Annotated in this window: 17 protein-coding genes; 8 read left to right on the forward strand and 9 right to left on the reverse strand. The window is 61.4% G+C overall.

All coding sequences use genetic code 11. The features are described from left to right. Nucleotides 1-116: 116 nt before the first annotated feature. Together BS300_RS13965 and BS300_RS13970 are read left to right on the forward strand one after the other, a co-directional pair. Nucleotides 117-797, forward strand: a complete 681-nt coding sequence (locus BS300_RS13965) for a TIGR00153 family protein (RefSeq protein ID WP_033113984.1) — start codon at nucleotides 117-119, stop codon at nucleotides 795-797. Nucleotides 798-822: 25 nt separating this feature from the next. Next, on the forward strand, nucleotides 823-2,088 hold the full coding sequence (locus BS300_RS13970) for an inorganic phosphate transporter (protein ID WP_041209023.1): 1,266 nt from the start codon (nucleotides 823-825) through the stop codon (nucleotides 2,086-2,088). 94 nt (nucleotides 2,089-2,182) lie between these two features. Here the strand turns inward: BS300_RS13970 and BS300_RS13975 are convergent, their stop codons facing one another. Together BS300_RS13975 and metB are read right to left on the reverse strand one after the other, a co-directional pair. Next, entirely contained in the window at nucleotides 2,183-4,639 is a 2,457-nt protein-coding gene (locus BS300_RS13975) for a bifunctional aspartate kinase/homoserine dehydrogenase II (protein WP_071913469.1), read from the reverse strand. Continuing rightward, nucleotides 4,639-5,811, reverse strand: coding sequence for a cystathionine gamma-synthase (gene metB, locus BS300_RS13980; protein WP_071913471.1), 1,173 nt, complete (start codon nucleotides 5,809-5,811; stop codon nucleotides 4,639-4,641). The genes BS300_RS13975 and metB overlap by 1 nt, the downstream gene beginning before the upstream one ends. Nucleotides 5,812-6,031: 220 nt before the next feature. Here metB and metJ point away from each other — a divergent pair, with 220 nt between their 5' ends. The 3 genes from metJ (at nucleotide 6,032) to BS300_RS13995 (ending at nucleotide 7,542) form a co-directional block, all read left to right on the forward strand. Further along, nucleotides 6,032-6,355, forward strand: a complete 324-nt coding sequence (gene metJ / locus BS300_RS13985; protein ID WP_005343046.1) for a met regulon transcriptional regulator MetJ — start codon at nucleotides 6,032-6,034, stop codon at nucleotides 6,353-6,355. Between the two features lie 41 nt (nucleotides 6,356-6,396). After that, entirely contained in the window at nucleotides 6,397-7,119 is a 723-nt protein-coding gene (locus BS300_RS13990; protein ID WP_071913473.1) for an AraC family transcriptional regulator, read from the forward strand. Nucleotides 7,120-7,203: 84 nt separating this feature from the next. Continuing rightward, complete coding sequence (locus BS300_RS13995) at nucleotides 7,204-7,542, forward strand: tRNA-binding protein (protein WP_033113988.1); 339 nt, start codon at nucleotides 7,204-7,206, stop codon at nucleotides 7,540-7,542. A 70-nt stretch (nucleotides 7,543-7,612) separates the two neighbouring features. Here the strand turns inward: BS300_RS13995 and BS300_RS14000 are convergent, their stop codons facing one another. From BS300_RS14000 to nudE, 3 genes are all read right to left on the reverse strand, one after another. After that, entirely contained in the window at nucleotides 7,613-8,884 is a 1,272-nt protein-coding gene (locus BS300_RS14000) for an aromatic amino acid transport family protein (RefSeq protein WP_071913476.1), read from the reverse strand. A gap of 436 nt (nucleotides 8,885-9,320) precedes the next feature. Further along, nucleotides 9,321-10,133 carry a 3'(2'),5'-bisphosphate nucleotidase CysQ gene (cysQ, locus tag BS300_RS14005; protein WP_005343054.1) on the reverse strand — a complete coding sequence of 271 codons (813 nt, stop codon included), beginning with the start codon at nucleotides 10,131-10,133 and terminating at the stop codon, nucleotides 9,321-9,323. Between the two features lie 37 nt (nucleotides 10,134-10,170). Continuing rightward, nucleotides 10,171-10,779 (reverse strand): ADP compounds hydrolase NudE, encoded by a 609-nt coding sequence (gene nudE, locus BS300_RS14010; RefSeq protein ID WP_071913478.1) that lies wholly within the window; start codon nucleotides 10,777-10,779, stop codon nucleotides 10,171-10,173. A 143-nt stretch (nucleotides 10,780-10,922) separates the two neighbouring features. Between nudE and yrfG the strand changes: the two genes are divergently transcribed. Then, nucleotides 10,923-11,603, forward strand: a complete 681-nt coding sequence (gene yrfG, locus BS300_RS14015) for a GMP/IMP nucleotidase (protein WP_071913480.1) — start codon at nucleotides 10,923-10,925, stop codon at nucleotides 11,601-11,603. 67 nt (nucleotides 11,604-11,670) lie between these two features. Here yrfG and BS300_RS14020 read toward each other — a convergent pair whose 3' ends face one another. The 4 genes from BS300_RS14020 to BS300_RS14035 all read right to left on the reverse strand — a co-directional run bounded on the left by BS300_RS14020 (nucleotide 11,671) and on the right by BS300_RS14035 (nucleotide 14,272). Then, nucleotides 11,671-11,883 carry a hypothetical protein gene (locus BS300_RS14020; protein WP_041209029.1) on the reverse strand — a complete coding sequence of 71 codons (213 nt, stop codon included), beginning with the start codon at nucleotides 11,881-11,883 and terminating at the stop codon, nucleotides 11,671-11,673. A 114-nt stretch (nucleotides 11,884-11,997) separates the two neighbouring features. Then, complete coding sequence (locus BS300_RS14025) at nucleotides 11,998-12,336, reverse strand: DUF1294 domain-containing protein (RefSeq protein WP_043850033.1); 339 nt, start codon at nucleotides 12,334-12,336, stop codon at nucleotides 11,998-12,000. After that, entirely contained in the window at nucleotides 12,333-12,923 is a 591-nt protein-coding gene (locus BS300_RS14030) for a sugar O-acetyltransferase (protein ID WP_071913482.1), read from the reverse strand. The genes BS300_RS14025 and BS300_RS14030 overlap by 4 nt, the downstream gene beginning before the upstream one ends. A gap of 86 nt (nucleotides 12,924-13,009) precedes the next feature. Then, nucleotides 13,010-14,272: a DUF4010 domain-containing protein gene (locus tag BS300_RS14035; RefSeq protein ID WP_071913484.1), complete on the reverse strand. Its 1,263-nt coding sequence runs from the start codon at nucleotides 14,270-14,272 to the stop codon at nucleotides 13,010-13,012. 215 nt (nucleotides 14,273-14,487) lie between these two features. Here BS300_RS14035 and BS300_RS14040 point away from each other — a divergent pair, with 215 nt between their 5' ends. Together BS300_RS14040 and BS300_RS14045 are read left to right on the forward strand one after the other, a co-directional pair. After that, nucleotides 14,488-15,489: a sulfate ABC transporter substrate-binding protein gene (locus tag BS300_RS14040; RefSeq protein WP_042030331.1), complete on the forward strand. Its 1,002-nt coding sequence runs from the start codon at nucleotides 14,488-14,490 to the stop codon at nucleotides 15,487-15,489. 62 nt (nucleotides 15,490-15,551) lie between these two features. After that, nucleotides 15,552-16,133 carry an alpha/beta hydrolase gene (locus BS300_RS14045; RefSeq protein ID WP_041209034.1) on the forward strand — a complete coding sequence of 194 codons (582 nt, stop codon included), beginning with the start codon at nucleotides 15,552-15,554 and terminating at the stop codon, nucleotides 16,131-16,133. Nucleotides 16,134-16,138: the final 5 nt, after the last annotated feature.

Below are 16,138 nucleotides of genomic sequence, written 5' to 3' on the forward strand. Positions count from 1 at the left end.
TATAATGCCCGCGAAACGACTAGATTAATTCGCGGTTTAATTGAGGGCGCAGTTCGGTTAACATGCGCGCCTCATAAAATCGTATCGAGTGTTTTTTCACCGACACAGGTTTGGCCATGCCAGTAAATACTATTTTGGGGCTTTTTGCCAAGTCCCCCATCAAGCCGCTGCAGAAGCATATCGTCAAGGTTCACCAGTGCTCCCAGCAGCTGGTTCCCTTCTTTGATGCCGTTGCTGAAGACCGTTGGGAAGATGCCGAGAAGATCCGGCAGCAGATCTCCCAGCTGGAAAAAGAGGCGGATATCCTCAAGCGTGAAATTCGTCTGAAACTGCCCCGCGGTCTGTTCCTGCCGGTTGCACGCACCGACCTGCTGGAGTTGTTGACCCAGCAAGACAAAATTGCCAACCGTGCCAAGGATATCTCCGGCCGCATGCTTGGTCGTCGCATGGAGTTCCCTTCCGAAATGCGGGAAGGCTTCATGGCTTACCTCAAACGTTGTATTGATGCGACCGCTCAGGCCGAGAAAGCGATCGGGGAGCTCGACGAGCTGCTCGAGACCGGCTTCAAAGGACGGGAAGTGGAAATGGTTGCCGAGATGATCCACCAGCTGGATCTGATCGAGGACGATACAGACACCATGCAGATCGGTCTGCGCCAACAGCTGCAAGCGGTTGAGCAGAACTACAACCCGATCGACGTGATGTTCCTCTACAAGATCCTCGAATGGGTAGGTGACCTGGCTGATCAGGCTGAGCGCGTAGGCGCCCGTCTTGAGCTGATGCTGGCTCGTTCGTAATCGACTGACTGGGTAAACACTATCAATGGACATTATTGCGAATTACGGCACCACTCTGGTGCTCGTGGCGGCCTTGTTCGGCTTTTTGATGGCCTGGGGCATTGGTGCGAATGACGTAGCCAACGCCATGGGCACATCGGTCGGTACCAAATCCCTGACCATTCGTCAGGCGATTATCATCGCCATGATCTTCGAATTTGCCGGTGCCTATCTGGCCGGTGGTGAAGTAACCGCCACCATCCGTAGCGGTATCATCGACAGCAATGCCTTTGTCGATAGCCCGGATCTGCTGGTGCTCGGCATGATCGCCTCCCTGCTGGCTGCCGGTGCCTGGTTGATCCTCGCCTCCTACTTCGGCTGGCCTGTCTCCACCACTCACTCCATCATCGGCGCCATCGTCGGTTTCGCCGTGGTGAGCATTGGCCCGGAAGCGGTGCAGTGGAACAAGTTTGGCGGCATCGTCGGCTCCTGGGTCATCACCCCCGCCATCTCCGGTGTCATCGCCTACTTCATGTTCATCAGCGTGCAGAAGCTCATCTTCAACACCGATGATCCCCTGAACAACGCCAAGCGCTACGTTCCCTTCTACATGTTCCTGACCTCGCTGGTCATCTGCCTGGTAACCATCAAGAAGGGTCTGACTCACGTTGGTCTGCACCTGACCGATGGCGAAGGCGTCATGCTCTCCGTGGCCATCTCCATCGCCGTAGCGTTTGCCGGCTGGATCTATATTCGCGGTCAGAAGTACAACCCGCAGGATGACAGCAAGATGCACTTCGCCAACGTGGAGAAGGTGTTCGGCATCCTGATGGTCATTACCGCCTGTGCCATGGCGTTTGCCCACGGTTCCAACGATGTGGCCAATGCCATCGGCCCGCTCTCTGCGGTGGCCTCTATCGTGGCTTCCGGTGGCGAGATTTCCGGTCAGGCAGCCATTGCCTGGTGGATCCTGCCCCTCGGCGGCATCGGTATCGTGATCGGTCTGGCCACCATGGGCGAGAAGGTGATGGCGACAGTCGGCACCGGCATCACTCACCTGACCCCGAGCCGTGGTTTCGCCGCCCAGCTGGCCACTGCTGCTACCGTGGTAATCGCCTCCGGCACCGGTCTGCCCATCTCCACCACCCAGACTCTGGTGGGGGCGGTCATGGGGGTAGGTCTGGCGCGCGGTATCGCGGCGCTGAACCTGGGTGTGCTGCGCAACATCGTGGTCTCCTGGGTCATTACCCTGCCGGCAGGTGCCATTCTGGCCATCGGTATCTTCTACGTGCTTCAGGCCTGTTTCTCCTAAGAGAGCGGCCCTCAGCAACAAAAAGCCCGAGTCATCGACTCGGGCTTTTTTATTGTGCGCGGGAGCAGAGTGCAGCTCCCTTTGCATATCAGCCTTAGAGGCTGGCGCAGATCTGCCAGAGGTCGTACTGGATGGCGGCGGCCGTCACTTCCCGACCAGCTCCCGGCCCCTGAATCACCAGCGGGTTGGTGCGGTAGCTGTCGCTCTCGATGGCGAAGATGTTGTCGCACGGCAGCAGGTTGGCAAACGGGTGGTGCGGCTCCAGCGCCTCCAGCCCGACCCGTGCTTTGCCGTCATGTTCAAAACGAGCCACGTAGCGCAGCACCTTGCCAAGCCGCTTGGCCCCCTCGAAGGCGGTCTGGATCGGGCCATCCAGCTCTTTCAGCCGGTCCATGAATTGATCCGGGGTTACCTTGCGCAGCGGGACGGGCACCAGATTCTCCAGCTCGATATCGGCGGAGTCGAGCTCGAAGCCGGCCTCTCGCGCCAGAATAAGCAGCTTGCGGCGTACATCCTGACCGGAGAGATCTTCGCGGGGATCCGGTTCGGTCAGACCGTGCTGCCACGCCTCATCCACCAGCTCGGAGAAGGGGCGGGTGCCGTCATACTGCTGGAACAGCCAGGAGAGGGTGCCGGAGAAGATGCCGGAGACCCCCTGAATACGGTCGCCGCTCTGGCGCAGCATCTGGATGCTGGACTGGATTGGCAGCCCGGCGCCCACGGTGGCGTTGTAGCGCCACTGCACCTGATGGTCGCGGCAGGTCTGCTTGATGCGCTGGTAAAACTCGCTGTCGGCGGCGCCGGCAAACTTGTTGGCGGCGATGATGTGAATGCCGAGCTGGGCGAAGTCGGGGTAGTAGCGGCTCACCGTTTCGCTGGCGGTCAAATCGATGGCGATCAGAGTGTCGAAGCTGTGTTGCTCCAGCTGGGCCAGCAGTTCGGGCCAGATCAGCGCTTTGGGGGCAAAGTTGTCCTGCACCTTGAGCGGATCCAGCCCCTCTTCATCGAGCAGACCCCCTTCCGAGCTGAACACGCCGTAGAGGGTGAGCGCCAGATTGAGTTCATGCTCGAGGCGCGCCTTTTCGCGGGCATAGAGGCTCAGCCAGTGGCCGCCGATATTGCCCTTGCCGAACACCACCAGTCCGACTCGATTCGGGCGGCTGAACAGGGCGCTGTGCATGGCGATGAGCAAGGGTTCCAGTACCACCTGACGTAGCACGGCCACCAGACTCAGGCCATCTTTGGCCACCTGCACGAACTCCAGCGGCTGATCCGCCAGCAGCTGGTAGAAGCGGTGGCACTGCTCGGCATTGTCGGTGACGCCGGCCCCCACCAGCGCTACCAGACTGTACCCCTCCTTCTGGATGAGGCCGGTGAAGCTCCCTTGCAGCTGGAAGTCGCGCAGCAGCTCGAAGGCCCCTTGTGCCACTTCGAGGGTATAGGCGAGGCGCAGCACCCTGCGATCCGGCTGGCGCTGAAGAGTGAGCGGATTGAGACGGTGACGGGCCAGATGGGCCTCGATGGTGGCCACCGTCTGCTCATAGTTGGTCTGTGGCAGCACCTTCAGCTCGATGAGGGCGATCTGATCCACCGAGGAGACGATGCGGGCACCGCCGGAGCGGGGGGCGCGGCGCAGGATGTGGGTGCAGCCTTCGTCCGGGTTGTAGCTGCAGCGCAGGGTGAGGCGCTGACGACTGTCGGCCACCGGTTGCAGGGTACGGGAGTGCAAGACCGAGGAGCCGAGGCGGGCCAGCTCGTTGGCTTCGGCTAGGCTCAGGCGCTCCAGCAGGCGAGCCTCCTTCACCCGACGCGGGTCGGCGCTGTAGACCCCGGCCACGTCGCTCCAGATGGTGGTGGATTCGCCGTCCGCCAGCAGCGCCAACAGGCTGGCGCTGTAGTCGGATCCATTGCGACCGAGCAGCAGGGAGCGCCCCTCCATGTCGGCAGCGATAAAGCCGGTCACCACGATGCGACCGGCATGCTCCGCCAGTCGCGCCTTGAGCAGTTCGCTGGAGAGCGCAGTATCCACCTTGACCAGAGCGCCATCCTCGGCACGCAGGAAGCTGCGGGCATCGAGCCAGATGGCCTTGTCGCCGCGGCTGGTGAGCAGGGCAGCCAGCAGGCGCGCCGACCACACTTCGCCAAAGGCGAGCAGGCCGTTGCGGGCGAAGCGGTCAAACTGCCCCTCAAGCGTCTTGGCGATGAGCTGCATGTCGTCGGCCAGCTGCTTGCTCAGATCTAGCTGCAGTTCACCTTCCAGCAGGCCGTCGATCAGCCCCTGCTGATAGGCGTGAAGGGCGGAGATGGCTTCGCCAGCGGCTTCATCACCCGCTTCGGCCAGCTCCACCAGCTGGATCAGCCGGTTGGTGGTCTTGCCGGCGGCGGAGACTACGATCAGCTCGTCGCCACCCACCTGTTGTTCAACGATGCTGGCGACCCGGCGATAACAGACCGGATCCGCCAGACTGCTGCCACCGAATTTGTGGACGTGACGTCGCTTCAAGCCTGCTTCTGTTGCCACCGCGATCTCTCCTTGTTGCTGCTGTTCCATTACTTCGCTACCTGTTCTGCCTGCTGCGCCTGTGCAAAAGCCTGTGCCAGATCGGCCACCAGATCTTCACCGTGTTCAATACCGACCGACAGACGCAGCAGCTGGGCGCTGATGCCTGCTGCCTGTTGTGCGACCGGGGTCATGGCCCTGTGAGTCATGCTGGCCGGATGGGCCACCAGACTCTCCACCCCGCCGAGGGACTCGGCCACCGAGAAGAGGGTGAGGGCCGCGAGGAAGGCGCGAATGCCAGCCTCGCTGCAATCGAGTTCAAAACTTAGCATGGCGCCGAAGCCGGACTGTTGACGGCGCGCAATATCGTGGCCCGGATGGCTCGGCAGGCTGGGGTGATAGATGCGTTTCACCAGCGGCTGCTGTTGCAGGAAGGCGAGGATGCGGTCGGTGTTCTCCTGATGGGTGCGCAATCTGGGGGCCAGAGTGCGCAGGCCGCGCAGGGTGAGGTAGGAGTCGAACGCCCCGGAGGTGAGCCCCAGACAGTTGGCCCACCACACCAGCGACTCGGCCAGTGCGGTCTCTTTGGCAATCGCCACTCCGCCCACCACGTCTGAGTGACCGTTGATGTACTTGGTGGTGGAGTGCACCACCACGTCAGCTCCAAGTGCGAGTGGCTGTTGCAGCAGGGGGGAGAGGAAGGTGTTGTCCACCACTACCTGTGCACCCACCTCATGAGCTGCGCTGGCAATGGCGCTGATATCCACCACCCGCAGCAGCGGGTTGGAGGGGGTCTCGACCCATACCAGCGCAGGCTTCTGGGCCAGCGCGGCGGCCAGAGCGGCCTCATCCCCCTGATCGACAAACTGCACCCGGTAGTGGCCCTTGGCCGCCAGATACTCGAACAGGCGCCAGGTGCCACCGTAGCAGTCGTGGGGAGCGATCAGCAGATCCCCCGCCTTGAGCAGGGCGGTGGTGACCAGATGGATAGCCCCCATGCCGGTGCCGGTGACCACGGCGCCTGCGCCCCCTTCCAGTGCCGCCAGCGCGTCCGCCAGATTGGTACGGGTCGGGTTGCCGGAACGGGCATAATCGTATTGACGGGGTTCGCCAAAGTCGGCAAAGGTGTAGTTGCTGGAGAGGTAGATAGGCGGCACCACGGCACCGTGTTGCTGGTCTGTCTCAATCCCGGTGCGAACCGCCAGGGTGGCCTTGTGGGTCATGTTTCTCTCCTTGATCTCTCTGGACGGTGGCCGCTCTTCCTGCCACGCTGCTTTTGCCACACGCAATCGTGCCAATGCTGGCATCATGATGAACCACACTACGCCAGCTTAAAAAGGCCGTCAACACTTCCAGACGTCTAAATGGCTTTGCTGTTGGATTGCCATTAATTTCCTTAAGGGTTAAAATCCGCGCTCACGGCTAAATGAGAACAGGTGAGTCATGGGAACAGAGTGGAACGGCGACTACGTCAGCCCCTACGCGGAACACGGTAAGAAGAGCGAACAGGTCAAGAAGATTACCGTCTCGATCCCGCTCAAGGTGTTGAAAGTGTTGACCGATGAGCGCACCCGCCGTCAGGTGAACAACCTGCGTCATGCGACCAACAGCGAGCTGCTCTGTGAAGCCTTCCTGCACGCTTTCACCGGCCAGCCGCTCCCTTGCGACGAAGACTTGCGCAAGGATCATCCGGACAGCGTCCCTGCCGAAGCGCGCGCCATCATGGAAGCGCTGGGCAAAGAGATCGAAGATTTCGACAAGGAATAACCCCCAATGACGCGGCCCTGGCCGCGTCATTGCTATCTGCCATGTCCCGCTTCAGCCTGCGCCACTATCACCACCACGTCTGCAGCCATAGCCACGACTTTGCCCAGCTGGTGATCCCCCTCGACGGCCCCCTCGAGATCGAGGTGCAGGGCCGGGGGCGCAGGCTTGCCCCCGGTTCTGCCTGCATCATCGCCCCCGGCGAGCGACACGACTACGCCGCCGATCCCGCGCTTTCATTTCTGGTGCAGGAGAGCGACTGGCTGCCCGGCGATCTGGCGGCCCGCCCCTTTATCGAGCTGGATGAGCCCCAGCGTCACTACCTCGCTTTTCTGCACCGCATGGTGGCCGAGGGGCGGCAGGTGGCGGGCATGGAGCAGGTGTGGCTCTCCCTGCTGGCGGAAGGGCAAGGGATGCAGAGCGCAGCCATTCCACGCCTTGCCGCCCGCATCCTCAAGGTGCAGCGCCATATCGAGGCCAACCTCGCTGCCCCGCTGACCAATCAGCAACTCGCAGCCATCGCCTGTCTTGGCCAGAGCCAGTTCAAGCTCGCCTTTCGCCAGCAGCTGGGGGTGAGCGTCTCCCACTACATTCGCAGTCGGCGCATGGCGCTGGCGCGGACCCTGCTTGCCGGCACGCAACTGCCCGTTGGCGAGATTGCCAGCCGTTGTGGTTACCAGAATCAGGGGGCCTTCAGCGAGCGCTTCCTGACCGAGAACGGGCTCACTCCGTCCCTCTGGCGCCAGCAAAACGGCCGCCTGCCGTAACGAAACGGCTGATCGCCGAAGACGGGATGCTCTCTTTGGGCCATGCTGCGGGTCATGCAAGGTGCACGATAAACAGGAACCGAAATGGAGACGATTAGCTGGCAGGATTTCGAGATGGTGGAGCTGAGGGTGGGCACTCTGGTGCGGGTCGAGCCGTTCCCCGAGGCGCGCAAACCGGCCTACAAGGTGTGGGCGGATTTTGGTCCCGAACTGGGGATCCGCAAGAGCAGCGCCCAGATCACCGCGCTCTACCAGCCAGAGCAGCTGGTGGGCCGCCAGATCATCGCCGTAGTCAACTTCCCGACCAAACAGATAGGGCCGTTTCAGTCTGAATTTCTGCTGACCGGTTTCTACCGGCCGGATGGCGCCGTGGTGATGGCCATTCCCGAGCAGGCGGTGGAGAACGGTGCCAAGCTGGGCTGAATTCACACCCGAACAGAGAGAAGAGAGGCGACCCAAGGTCGCCTCTCTTTTTGTTATCTGCTGTGAGTCGCTACTTCAACAGGCTGAAGATCAGCGCCGATACCGCCAGCGAACCGGTCAGCAGGATAAAGCCGTTGGTCCAGCCGTGACGGAAGCGGGCCAGCGCCTCCACCTTGTAGATGGCAATCACCGGCATGATGAACAGGATCATGGCGATGACCGGGCCGGAGAGGGTTTCCATCAGCCCCAGAATGCCCGGGTTGATGACGGCGGCACCCCAGATAGAGAAGAACATCAGGGCGATACCGACTTTGTCCGCCTTGGCCAGCGGTAGGCCGGTGGGCTTGGCGATCAGGCTTTTCAGGCTTTCACGGGCACCGAGGAAGTGGCCAAGGAAGGAGGAGCTGATGGCGATAAAGGCGATGAGCGGCCCCAGAGTCACGATCACCGGGTTGTCTGTGATATTGGCGAGATAGGAGAGCACAGAGACGTTCTGGGCCTTGGCTTCAGCCAGCTGGGCTGGCGAGAGGCTCAGCACGCAGGAGAATACGAAGAACAGCACGAAGCCTACCAGCATTACTGTGGTGTTGCGCAGGATCAGGCCGCTCTTGGCTTCTGCCTGCTCGCCATATTCACGACGCTGCACGTTGGCAAAGCCGGAGATGGCTGCGGCGTGGCTGAAGGCGAACACGGTGACCGGCAGCGCCAGCCAGACGGTGTTGAGGAAGCTGACCCCTTCAAACGCCGTCACTTCCGGCCATTGCCACTGAGGGATCAGGTAGCAGGAGAGCGCCGCCAGAATGGCCGCCAGCGGATAGACCATAAAGGCGAAGGCGCGCAGCATCGCTTTCTCACCCGCCAGCATCACGGCGATCATGGCGAATACCAGCACGCCGGAGAGCATCACCCGATCCGGGGTCGCCATGCCGAGCTGGTTGACCATAAAGCTCTCCACCGTGTTGGTCAGCCCGACCCCGTAGATGAGCAGGATCGGGAAGATGGAGAGGAAGTAGAGCGCCGAGATAAGGCGACCGGCCATCTTGCCGAAATGCTCCTCCGCCACTTCGGTGAAGTCGGCGTGGGGGCGTGACGAGGAGAGCACGAAGCGCGCCAGCCCGCGGTGGGCGAGGAAGGTCATGGGGCCTGCCAGTACTGCGACGATAACGAGGGGCCAGATGCCGCCCAGACCCAGATTGATGGGCAGGAACAGGATACCGGCGCCAACGGCGGTGCCAAACAGGCTGATGACCCAGTGGGTGTCGTGACGGCGCCAGCGGGTGGTGCTGGCAGTGGTGGAGCAGGAGCCGGATAGCTCCTTGGTAGCCTCTACAGATAAACTCATTACTAATTCACTTTTTGTTAGTGTTTTAATCTGAGTTCATTGTGGTTTATCGGGATTTAATTCTCAAAAGGCGAGACTGAAACATATCACTGCCATTGCGGGGTTTAGCCAGCGAGATTGGGAATGGAATCTGGATCACAGAATGCAACGAAACTGACAATTGTGATTTTTGTGAAATATAAAACCAAAATTTGATCTACACTCGTTTTTTTATTTTGGCTAATCAGGTGTTTTCAGAATTACGTGAAAATCGCACCATTTCTCGCCGACCGACTGTGATGTTTCACTATCATTTCGCTTCTTTGCCAGCGTATCACGCTGTTCAAGAGCGCCTTGACCAGCGGATCACTCTGGCCATTACTCGGGGCAACTTCCCTGACAAAGCAGGCGGCCATTGGGCCGCCTGCTTGTCTGGTGTGATGATATCGCTATCCGTCTAGTGGGCCAGAATGTTGCCCCAGGCGAGATCCGGATCTCCCATCACGATAAAGTCAGGGTTCTCCAGCGACTCGGTTTCGTTGTAACTGAGTGGCTGCAACGCCAGGCTGAGGATGCGGCCACCAGCAGCCTCGACGATGCACTGGGCGGCGGCGGTGTCCCACTCGCCGGTGGGGCCGAGCCGCACGTAGCAATCGGCCGCCCCTTCCGCCACCAGACAGGATTTGAGGGAGCTGGAGCCGAGCGGGATCAGCTCGTAGTTGATGGCCGGGTTGAGACGGCGGGTGAGCTTCTCCAGCTTCTGGCGGCGGCTGATGGCCACCACCAGCGAGTCAGGCTGGTCATGCTCATGGTGCATGGCGCTGATGGGCAACACCTCGCCATTCACCTCCTTGAAGGCGCCGTAGCCGCGCACAGCCCAGTAGAGCACGTTGGACTCGGGAGCATAGATGACCCCGAGCACCGGCACATTGTCCCGCACCAGGGCGATCAGGGTGGCGAAATCGCCGCTGCCCGCGATAAATTCGCCAGTGCCGTCGAGGGGATCCACCAGCCAGTATTGCCGCCAGTTGGATCGCTGGCTGAAGGGGATGTCGGCCGCCTCTTCGGTCAGCACCGGCACATGGGGGGTGAGCGCCGAGAGCGCCTGTTTGAGGTAGGCATCGGCAGCAAGATCGGCACTGGTGACCGGGGTCGCATCCTCCTTCAGCTGACGCTCGAACTGACCGCCGTGATAGATGTCGTGAAGGATCCTTCCGGCTTCGCGGGCAATCTCCTTGACCCCCGGCACCCAGGCCAACAACTCCTGCATCTCGTTATCCTCTGTCTGTTAACTGCCCGTCTGCGGGCTACTCTGCCTGCTCCGCCAGCCACTTTTGGGCCAAGAGCAGGGCACTGATGCTGCGCGACTCGGTGAAGTCGGGCCGCGCCAGCAATTCATCGATCCGGTTGAGTGGCCAGGGGATCACCTCCAGCGGTTCGGGTTCGTCGCCGATCCGCTGTTCGGGGAAGAGATCCCGCGCCAGTAAAATGTCCATCCGGCTGGAGAAGTACCCCGGCGCCAGCGACACCTGTTTGAGCAGGGTCAGGCTGTTGGCGCCAAAGCCCGCCTCTTCCATCAGCTCCCGGTTGCCCGCCTCGAAGGCATCTTCGCCCGGGTCGATCAGCCCCTTGGGAAAGCCCAGCTCGTAGGAGTGGGTGCCGGCGGCATATTCGCGCACCAGCAGCAGGGTGTGGGCATCGAACAGCGGCACCACCATGACTGCGCCACGATTACCGCCGCGCATCCGCTCATAGACCCGCTCCTCGCCGTTGGAGAATTTGAGGTGGAGGGATTCCACTCTGAACAGCTGGCTCTCGGCCACGATCTCGGCCTTGAGGATCTCCGGTTTGTTCTTCTCCTGCTCCAGCTGGTCGATCGAAATCTGTTCGGGGGGGCTTTTGTGGTGCTCACTCATCAGGGGTGACAGCTCGTTAAAAAATCGTGCTTCAAGAGTAAACGACTCGCACACCGAACACCACGGGGCAGGGAGGGGAAAGGGGGAGGAAAAATCCGTTATACTGCCGCCCCGTTTTCCGAGATCCGCGATCAAGAGGCCCGATGCCACACTCCCGCTCCACCACCTTGCCATGGCACCAGATTGATACCGTCTTGCTCGACATGGATGGCACCCTGATCGATCTCCACTTTGACAACCACCTCTGGCAGCAGCTGGTGCCGGAGCGTTACGCCGAGCGGCTCGGGCTACCGCTGGATGAAGCCAAAGCGCAGATCGATGTCCACTATCACGCCGTCAACGGCACCCTCAACTGGTACTGCGTGGATTACTGGAGCGAGACCCTGGGGCTCGACATTCGTGCCCTCAAGCAGGAGCTGCTGGCGAAGATCCAGTGGCGTCCCCATGCCATCCCCTTTCTGGCCGCGCTGCGCGCCGCGGGCAAGCAGTTGGTGCTTTTCACCAACGCCCACCCCGCCAGTCTGTCGGTGAAGGATGCGCAGCTGGGGCTCCGCGACCATCTGGATCTGATGGTGAGTACCCATGAGCTGGGCTGGTCGAAGGAGAGCCAACACTGCTGGCAGGCGCTGGCACAGCGGCTGGCGTTCGATCCTGCCCGTACCCTGTTTGTGGATGACAGCGAGCGGATCCTGCGGGCTGCCGCTGACTATGGCATCGGCTATCAGCTAGCGATCCAGAATCCGGATAGCTGCAAGCCGGAGCAGAGCATTACCGCTTTTCCGGCGATCCGCGACTATGTCGAGTTGCTGCCGTTGGCAATCTGAATCAGTTCAAACAAGAGAGGGCTGCATCATGCAGCCCTCTCTGTATCTGAAACCTGGCGGTGAAACATCACAGCTCCCGGAACGGGCGCCGTTTCTCTTCCTCGATGACGATCGCCTCCAGATTGGCGATCCGCTCCTGCAACTCTCTGATGATCATATCCTGCCTGCCGAGGCGGTCGGTGATGCGGGCATCCCCCATCTGATAGCGGGCCCGCTTGCCGAGATATCCGAACAATACGCTGATAAATACGATCAGGACTATGCCTGTCCACATGGTCATGTCACGACTCCTTGTCGTCTATAGACGGCGAAAACGCTGATGAGATCTGCTCTGTTTTCTCACAGCCGCCGGGCGGCCGCAATGGGGCCCATTGTCCCTTTGTGACGCAGACTGCTATTGCTGCCAGAGTGGCCGACCGACCCAGAGCGCCCACAGGGTGAGGTGCAGCAGCACGATAAACCAGAAGACCAGCCGGTAGCTGCGCTTCTGGGTTTTGTGGCGCAGCCACTGGCGAGCTACCAGTGCCCCCGGCCAGCCGCCGCACAACTCCAGCAGATGGAGCCTCGATTCGGGAATGCGCCACTCGCCCCGCACCGCCTGCCGCTTGTCCCAGGCGTAGGCCGCCAGCGTCAGCAGACTCATGGTCAGCAGTGCGGCCAGTGGCCACCACTGCTGGCTGTCGAGGCCGAGCCAGAGGGTCCAGCCCAGCGGCAGCAACGCCAGCGCCATCATTGGGCCAGCTCCCAGCAGCGCTCCTCATCCTGCTTGAGGGTGCGGATCACCCTGGCCGGATTGCCCACCGCCACAGAGTCGGCCGGGATGTCGCGGGTGACCACTGCGCCGGCGCCAATGATGGAGCGCGGCCCTATGGTGACGCCGGGGCAGATGATGGCGCCGCCGCCGATCCAGCAGTCATCGCCAATTCGCACCGGCTTGTTGTAGGCAGTCCAGTTGCGTCGTTCCAGATAGTTCATGGTGTGGGTGGCGGTGTAGATCTGCACGTTGGGGGCCAGCAGCACATGGCTGCCGATATGCACTTCGCCCAGATCGAGAATGGTGACGTTGAAGTTGAAGAAGGTCTTCTCGCCGATGTGGATGTTGCGGCCAAACTCGCAGGTGAAGGGCGTGCTGATCCAGCTGGAGTCGGGGCAGTGGCCGAACAGCTCGCGGCAGATCTGCTGGCGCAGAGGGCCATCGCCCGCCGATGAACCATTGAGCCGGGCCAGCAGCGCCTGACCGCGGATCCGGTCGTTCGCTATCTCCTCGCTCTGGCCATCCAGCGCCCCACCTGCCAGAACCTTGTCCCAGTCGCTCGCCATTGCTACCTCCTCATGCTGCAAGAGGGGGCAGTATACGTGACAAGCGCGAGAGGCGTCAGTCTGTCACTTCTGGCAGGTGATCCCCGTCATCCTGCTGGCCAGACGAGGGGCAGGATCAGCAGGGCCGAGACGAAGTAGGGGAGCAGCACCCGCAGCCCCAGACTGCGACCGCCGATGCCGAGGGCCAGCAACCCCTTCACCAGCGAGTTGATCAAACCGGCGAGCAGGATGCCGCGGGCCGCCACCTCAAGCGCCAGCTCCTTGTGGGAGAGCTGGGAGAGCGACAAGGTGATGGCGTCCACGTCGGTGATCCCCGACACTAGCGACAGCAGATAGACCCCCGAGTTGCCTACCTTGTCTTGCAGCAGCGTTGCCATAAAGCCGATCAGCGCCAACAGCAGGCCGAACTTGATGGCGGTGGCCAGATCGAGCGGGTTGCTGGTTTCCGGTTGTACCGGGCCGTCTGTCAGCTCCTCGCGCTGGCGCCAGAACCAGAAGGCAAAGCCGTACACCGTGGTCGCCAGCAACACAAGCGGGGCGGCGAGGCGTATCGCCAGTTCGCTGTGAATCAGCAGCACCAGTACCAGCAGCCGCAGCCACATGGTGGCCCCCGCCAGCAGGATGCCGGTGGCCAGCAGTCGCTCCAGCCCCCCCTGCTCCTTGTTGAGGCGGGCGAACTGCAGGGTGAGGGCGGTGGAAGAGGCCAATCCCGCCAGTATGCTGGTGAGCACCAGCCCGGCGCGGGTGCCGAGCAGACGAACCGCGAAGTGGCCACAAAACGAGATGCCGGCGATCACCACCACCATCAGCCAGATCTTGAAGGGGTTGAAGGCATCGAGGGGGCCCATCTCCTCGTTGGGCAGTACCGGCAGCAGTACCAGCGAGATGAGCAAAAAGCGCAGGGTGGCGTGGAATTCGGTTTCGCTGAGAAACAGCATCCCCTGCTGGATCTTGCCCTTGAGCCCCATCAGCAGGGCGGCCAGCACGGCGCAGGCCACCGCCTCGCTCGGGCTCAGCAGTACCGACATCAGCCCCAACAAATAGGTGAGCAGCATGGCTACCGAGCTGGTGAGACCGAACTCCCCTTGCCAGCGCTGGGCCAGCCAGACCGAGAGGCCGCAACCGATCACCACCGCCAGCAGGCCGAGCAGCGGCAGCCAGGGGCCCAGGGTCGGCAGCAGCAAGCCGCAGACCCCGCCGAGCAGGCCGATGAGGCCGTAGGTACGCATCCCGGCGATGCGCTGGTTATCCCCCAGCTGGCGCACCTGCCAGCCGCGCTCCAGTCCGATGATGAGGCCGATGGCCAATGAGACCAGGGCACCGTTGACGGGTTCTGCATTGATCCACATAACGACTTCCTTTTCGTCATCTGCCTGCCTTGTTCCCATGATGGCACAGCGCTTGAGGTCACAGAGGGGCGTGGCTCACAGAGTCTGCGTCTGGCTCCTTGTGGCGTGTGGCTGCCTGATATGAGCAAAAGAGATAAGCAAAGAGTTATTTCTTTCTTCTCGGCATAACAACTCCGCGGCATGCTGCTCTCAACCCAACGATATGGAGTATCACCATGAAACTGCGAATGACCGCTCTCTCCCTCTTCTCCGTGCTGGCCTTTGGCCAGGCCTACGCCGCGGAAGTGCACCTGCTCAACGTCTCCTACGATCCGACCCGCGAGCTGTTTCAGGAGTACAACTCAGCCTTTGCCAAGGAGTGGAAGGCCAAAACCGGTGACGATGTGGTGGTGAGCCAGTCTCACGGTGGCTCCGGCAAGCAGGCTCGCGCCGTAGTGGACGGGCTGGAAGCTGACGTGGTCTCGCTGGCGCTGGCCTACGACGTCAACGCCGTTGCCAAGCAAGGTCTTATCGCAGCGGATTGGCAGAACCGTCTGGCCAATAATGCAGCGCCCTACACCTCGACCATCGTCTTCCTGGTACGCAAGGGCAATCCCAAGCAGATCAAGGATTGGGGCGACCTGGTGCGCAAGGATGTGGCCATCGTGACCCCCAATCCCAAGACCTCCGGCGGTGCCCGCTGGAACTATCTGGCCGCCTGGGGTTATGCCCTGAAGAAGAGTGGCAATGAAGAGGGGGCCAAACAGTTTGTCGGCGATCTCTACAAGAACGTGAAGGTGCTGGACTCCGGCGCCCGCGGTGCCACCACCAGCTTTATCGAGCGTGGCCTTGGCGATGTGCTGCTGGCATGGGAGAACGAAGCCCTGCTGGTACTTGGTCAGCCCGGTGCCAGCGACAAGTTCGAACTGGTGGTGCCGTCAGTATCCATTCTGGCTGAGCCGCCGGTCGCGGTGGTGGACAAGGTCGCCAAGAAGCACGGCACCGAAACGGTGGCCAAGGCCTACCTCGACTACCTCTATTCCGACGAGGGGCAGCACATAGTCGCCAAGTATCACTACCGCCCCAGCAATCCGGCGATCCTGAAAGAGACCGCAGATCAGTTCCCCAAGCTGGCACTCTTTACGGTCAAGGATATCGAGGGGAACTGGGATAAAGCTCAGAAGAAACACTTCGCACAGGGCGGTCTGTTTGACCAGATCTACCAACCCGGTGGCTGAGGCAGGTAACTCCGTTTAACCCCTTTGAACTGGCCCCTGTGCCAGCCGATAGGAGCACCAAGATGAACAAGATCCTCCTGGTTCCCGGTCTGCACAACAGTGGGCCGGATCACTGGCAAAGTCGCTGGCACGAGCACTTTCCCTACTGGCAGCGGATGACGGGCCTGCCATGGGAGAAACCGGATCTCACGGTCTGGAGTGCCAAGCTGGCGAGCAAGTTGAGAAGTCGCCGCAGTCGGGTCCATCTGGTGGCCCACTCTTTCGGTGCCCTGACCGCCATCGCGGCAGCCAGATTGCAGCCGGAGAAGGTCGCCTCGCTCTTTCTGGTGGCACCGGCTGACCCGGCCCGTTTCGGGATTGTCGATGAACGGTTGGAAGGGCCGTTGCAAGTCTCCGCCCAGCTGGTGGCCAGTCGCAACGATCCCTGGATGAGCTTCGAGAGGGCCGAATACTGGAGTCGTCAGTGGCAGGTACCACTGTTCGACGCCGGCAACGCGGGCCATATCAATGCCCAGTCCGGTCATGGCGACTGGCATCAGGGTTTGGAACTGCTTGGCTCTCTCTATCGCCGGGCCGAGCTGGTGGTTGCTCCGCAAGCGGCTTCGGCTATCAGAACTGTTGTTGTCTCTGCCATCGGCCCTTAACCAAT

The sequence above is a fragment of the Aeromonas sp. SCS5 genome (assembly GCF_001887375.1).
GTDB lineage: Bacteria > Pseudomonadota > Gammaproteobacteria > Enterobacterales > Aeromonadaceae > Aeromonas > Aeromonas jandaei.

Excerpts from the sequence above, each read along its gene's own strand:
- BS300_RS13965 (WP_033113984.1), top strand. The coding sequence starts at position 117 with ATGCCAGTAAATACTATTTTGGGGCTTTTTGCCAAGTCCCCCATCAAG.
- BS300_RS13970 (WP_041209023.1), top strand. The coding sequence starts at position 823 with ATGGACATTATTGCGAATTACGGCACCACTCTGGTGCTCGTGGCGGCC.
- BS300_RS13975 (WP_071913469.1), bottom strand. The coding sequence starts at position 4,639 with ATGGAACAGCAGCAACAAGGAGAGATCGCGGTGGCAACAGAAGCAGGC.
- metB (WP_071913471.1), bottom strand. The coding sequence starts at position 5,811 with ATGACCCACAAGGCCACCCTGGCGGTTCGCACCGGGATTGAGACAGAC.
- metJ (WP_005343046.1), top strand. The coding sequence starts at position 6,032 with ATGGGAACAGAGTGGAACGGCGACTACGTCAGCCCCTACGCGGAACAC.
- BS300_RS13990 (WP_071913473.1), top strand. The coding sequence starts at position 6,397 with ATGTCCCGCTTCAGCCTGCGCCACTATCACCACCACGTCTGCAGCCAT.
- BS300_RS13995 (WP_033113988.1), top strand. The coding sequence starts at position 7,204 with ATGGAGACGATTAGCTGGCAGGATTTCGAGATGGTGGAGCTGAGGGTG.
- BS300_RS14000 (WP_071913476.1), bottom strand. The coding sequence starts at position 8,884 with ATGAGTTTATCTGTAGAGGCTACCAAGGAGCTATCCGGCTCCTGCTCC.
- cysQ (WP_005343054.1), bottom strand. The coding sequence starts at position 10,133 with ATGCAGGAGTTGTTGGCCTGGGTGCCGGGGGTCAAGGAGATTGCCCGC.
- nudE (WP_071913478.1), bottom strand. The coding sequence starts at position 10,779 with ATGAGTGAGCACCACAAAAGCCCCCCCGAACAGATTTCGATCGACCAG.
- yrfG (WP_071913480.1), top strand. The coding sequence starts at position 10,923 with ATGCCACACTCCCGCTCCACCACCTTGCCATGGCACCAGATTGATACC.
- BS300_RS14020 (WP_041209029.1), bottom strand. The coding sequence starts at position 11,883 with ATGACCATGTGGACAGGCATAGTCCTGATCGTATTTATCAGCGTATTG.
- BS300_RS14025 (WP_043850033.1), bottom strand. The coding sequence starts at position 12,336 with ATGATGGCGCTGGCGTTGCTGCCGCTGGGCTGGACCCTCTGGCTCGGC.
- BS300_RS14030 (WP_071913482.1), bottom strand. The coding sequence starts at position 12,923 with ATGGCGAGCGACTGGGACAAGGTTCTGGCAGGTGGGGCGCTGGATGGC.
- BS300_RS14035 (WP_071913484.1), bottom strand. The coding sequence starts at position 14,272 with ATGTGGATCAATGCAGAACCCGTCAACGGTGCCCTGGTCTCATTGGCC.
- BS300_RS14040 (WP_042030331.1), top strand. The coding sequence starts at position 14,488 with ATGAAACTGCGAATGACCGCTCTCTCCCTCTTCTCCGTGCTGGCCTTT.
- BS300_RS14045 (WP_041209034.1), top strand. The coding sequence starts at position 15,552 with ATGAACAAGATCCTCCTGGTTCCCGGTCTGCACAACAGTGGGCCGGAT.